Source organism: Salipiger sp. HF18 (assembly GCF_011806505.1).
Classification (GTDB): Bacteria; Pseudomonadota; Alphaproteobacteria; order Rhodobacterales; family Rhodobacteraceae; genus Salipiger; species Salipiger thiooxidans.
Genome location: NZ_JAATOS010000396.1, coordinates 1 through 3,644, shown reverse-complemented (window position 1 = coordinate 3,644; position 3,644 = coordinate 1). Strand labels below are relative to the sequence as shown.

The window sequence follows — 3,644 nt, the reverse complement described above, 5'->3', positions numbered from 1 at the left end:
GCTGCCCTGCGTCTTCCCCGTGGACAGCGGCGGGGCCAACCTGCCGAACCAGGACGAGGTCTTCCCCGACCGCGACCACTTCGGCCGGATCTTCTACAACCAGGCCCGGATGAGCGCCAAGAACATCCCGCAGATCGCGGTGGTGATGGGATCGTGCACCGCGGGCGGCGCCTATGTGCCCGCCATGTCGGACGTGACCATCATCGTGAAGGAGCAGGGCACGATCTTCCTTGCCGGACCGCCGCTGGTGAAGGCCGCGACGGGCGAGGTGGTCTCGGCCGAGGACCTCGGCGGCGGCGACGTGCACACCCGGCTTTCGGGCGTGGCGGACTACCTCGCAGAGGACGACGCCCACGCGCTGGCGCTGGCACGCCGCGCCGTGGCCGGGCTCAACCGGGTGAAAACCCCGGGCGTGGCGATGCAGTCGCCCGAGGCGCCCGCCTACGATCCCGACGAGATCCTCGGCGTGGTGCCGGGCGACCTGCGCACCCCCTATGACATCCGCGAGGTCATCGCCCGCGTGGTGGACGGCTCGCGCTTCGACGAGTTCAAGCCGCGCTACGGCGAGACGCTGGTCACGGGCTTCGCCCATGTCGAGGGCATGCCGGTGGGCATCGTCGCCAACAACGGCGTGCTGTTCTCGGAGGCGGCGCAGAAGGGCGCGCATTTCGTCGAGCTCTGCTCGCAGCGCGGTGTGCCGCTGGTCTTCCTGCAGAACATCACCGGCTTCATGGTCGGGCGGAAATACGAAAACGAGGGCATCGCGCGCCACGGCGCCAAGATGGTGACCGCGGTGGCGACCACCAACGTGCCCAAGATCACCATGCTGGTGGGCGGCTCCTTCGGGGCCGGCAACTACGGCATGGCGGGGCGGGCCTACCAGCCGCGCTTCCTCTGGACCTGGCCCAACAGCCGGATCTCGGTGATGGGCGGCGAGCAGGCGGCGGGCGTGCTCGCCACCGTGAAGCGCGACGCCATCGAGCGCGCCGGCGGGGCATGGTCGGCCGAGGAGGAGACCGAGTTCAAGCGGCCCACCGTCGAGATGTTCGAGCGGCAGTCGCACCCGCTCTATGCCTCGGCACGGCTGTGGGACGACGGCATCGTCGACCCGCGCAAGACACGCGCGGTGCTGGCGCTGTCGCTCTCGGCCACGCTCAACGCGCCCATCGAGGAGACCCGCTTTGGCGTGTTCCGGATGTAATGATGGCATCGGGGCGGGGCGATGACCGTAGCGCTGCAGGCGGCGCTGGCCCGCTGGCCGGGCGCGCAGAGCTACCGGCCGGGGGATTCGGCCGCGCTCAACGCCGAGATCCTCGCGCTGATGCGGTCGGGGCGGAAGCGGGCGAGCTGCGAGGCCTGGGCGGTGTTCGACGAGGGCCACGAGGCGCTGCCGGTGGTGGGGCGCGTGGACATCGTGCTCGACTGGGACGGTGCGCCCGCGCTGGCGACACGGACGCTCGAAGTGCTGCGGGTGCGGTTCGCGGAGGTGACCGGGGAGATGGCGGCGGAGCAGGGTGAGTTCACCGATCTCGCCCACTGGCGGCGTGGCTACGAGGCGTATCTCACCCGCTCGGGGCGGTTCGCGCCGGACGTGGCGATGATGCTGGAGCGCTTCGAGGTGGTGGAGGATCTGGCGGGATGACGGATGTTGCATGGGGGGCGCTGCCCCCCGCGCGCCAGGGCGCGCTCCCCCCGGAGTTTTCCGGGCAAGATGAAGAGACTGGGACCGGGGAGGTCGGAGATGTTTGACACGGTGCTGATTGCCAACCGGGGCGAGATCGCCTGCCGGGTGATGGAGACGGCGCGGGCGATGGGGCTGCGCTGCGTTGCGGTCTATTCCGAGGCCGATGCGGGCGCGAAACACGTGGCGATGGCGGACGAGGCGGTCTGCATCGGCGGCGCGGCGCCCGCCGAGAGCTATCTGCGCGGCGAGCGCATCATTGAGGCTGCGCGCGCCACCGGGGCGGGAGCTATTCACCCGGGCTACGGGTTCCTGTCGGAGAACCCCGATTTCGTTGACGCGGTCGAGGCGGCGGGGCTGATCTTCGTCGGGCCCGGTGCGAAGGCGATCCGGGCGATGGGCCTCAAGGACGCGGCCAAGCGGCTGATGCTCGAGGCCGGCGTCCCGGTGGTGCCGGGCTACCACGGCGAGGAGCAGGACGCGCGCTTCCTCGCGGGCGAGGCCGAGGCCATCGGCTACCCGGTGCTGATCAAGGCGGTCGCCGGAGGCGGCGGCAAGGGCATGCGGCTGGTGGAGCGGCCCGGGGAGTTTGCCGACGCGCTGAAGAGCGCGCAGGCCGAGGCCCGCGGCGCCTTCGGCAACGAGGCGGTGCTGATTGAGAAGTTCGTCTCGAAGCCGCGCCACATCGAGGTGCAGGTCTTCGGCGACGGCACCAACGCGGTGCATCTCTTCGAGCGCGACTGCTCGCTTCAGCGCCGCCACCAGAAGGTGATCGAGGAGGCCCCGGCGCCGGGCATGACGCCCGAGATGCGGCAGGCCATGGGCGCTGCGGCGGTGCGCGCGGCCGAGGCCATCGGCTACAGGGGCGCGGGCACCATCGAGTTCATCGTCGACGGCTCGCGCGGGCTGCGCGCGGACGGGTTCTGGTTCATGGAGATGAACACCCGCCTGCAGGTCGAGCACCCGGTGACCGAGCTGGTGACCGGCGTCGACCTGGTGGAGTGGCAACTGCGCGTGGCGGCGGGCGAGCCGCTGCCGAAGACGCAGGGTGAGCTCGGGCTCACCGGCCATGCCTTCGAGGCGCGGCTCTATGCCGAGGACGTGCCCGCGGGCTTCCTGCCGGCCACGGGGCGGCTGGCACACCTGGCGTTCCCCGACGACGTGCGTTCGGACAGCGGCGTGCGGTCGGGGGATGTGATCTCGCCGCATTACGACCCGATGATCGCCAAGCTGATCGTGCACGGGGCGACCCGCGAGATCGCCCTGCGCAAGCTGGCGCGCGGGCTCGCCGAGACGCAGGTGGCGGGCACGGTGACCAACCTCGCCTTCCTCGGCGCGCTGGCGCGGCACGCGGGCTTTGCCGCGCGCGCGCTCGACACCGGTCTCATCGGCCGCGATCTCGAGGCGCTGGCGGCGGCGCCCGAGCTCCCCTTTCCGGTGGTGGCGAAGGCGGGGCGGGCGGCGGCGGGGCTCTGGGAGGATGCCGGCTGGCAGGGCGGGTTCACGCTCTGGGGGCCGCTGTCCCGCACGGTGCTGCTGCAGCACGGCGATGACGAGATCACCGCGGTGCTGCGGGTCGCGGGGCCGGGCCGGGTCGAGGTCGGGCTGGGCGAGAGCGTCGTGCTGGCCGAGCGTGGCGATGGCGGCTGGCGGCTCGACGGGCGGCCTGCCGCGGCGCATTTCGCCGCTTCTGGCGAGATCACCGTCTTTGCCGCGGGCGGGCAGGTGTTCCACGTCGTCGATCCGCTGGCGCGCGCCGCGGGCGCGGGTGCCGCGGGCAACCTCATCGAGGCGCCGATGCCGGGCCGCGTCGTGTCGGTGCTGGCGGTCGCCGGGCAGGAGGTGCAGGCCGGTGACCGGCTGGCGGTGCTCGAGGCGATGAAGATGGAGCACACCCTGACCGCCGCGCGCGATGGCGTCGTGGCCGAGGTGCTGGTCTCGGAAGGCGCGCAGGTCGAGGCAG

General features: G+C 72.0%; 3 protein-coding genes. All 3 read left to right on the top strand.

Going from position 1 to position 3,644, the window contains the following annotated elements; all coding sequences use genetic code 11:
* Positions 1-1,201: carboxyl transferase domain-containing protein (locus HC022_RS21210; protein WP_167453744.1), on the top strand; the 1,201-nt coding region annotated here is incomplete at its 5' end.
* Positions 1,202-1,222: 21 nt separating this feature from the next.
* Positions 1,223-1,642, top strand: a complete 420-nt coding sequence (locus tag HC022_RS21205) for an ASCH domain-containing protein (protein ID WP_167453743.1) — start codon at positions 1,223-1,225, stop codon at positions 1,640-1,642.
* A 99-nt stretch (positions 1,643-1,741) separates the two neighbouring features.
* Positions 1,742-3,644, top strand: a 1,903-nt coding sequence (locus tag HC022_RS21200) for a biotin carboxylase N-terminal domain-containing protein (protein ID WP_167453742.1), incomplete at its 3' end; no start/stop codon positions are given.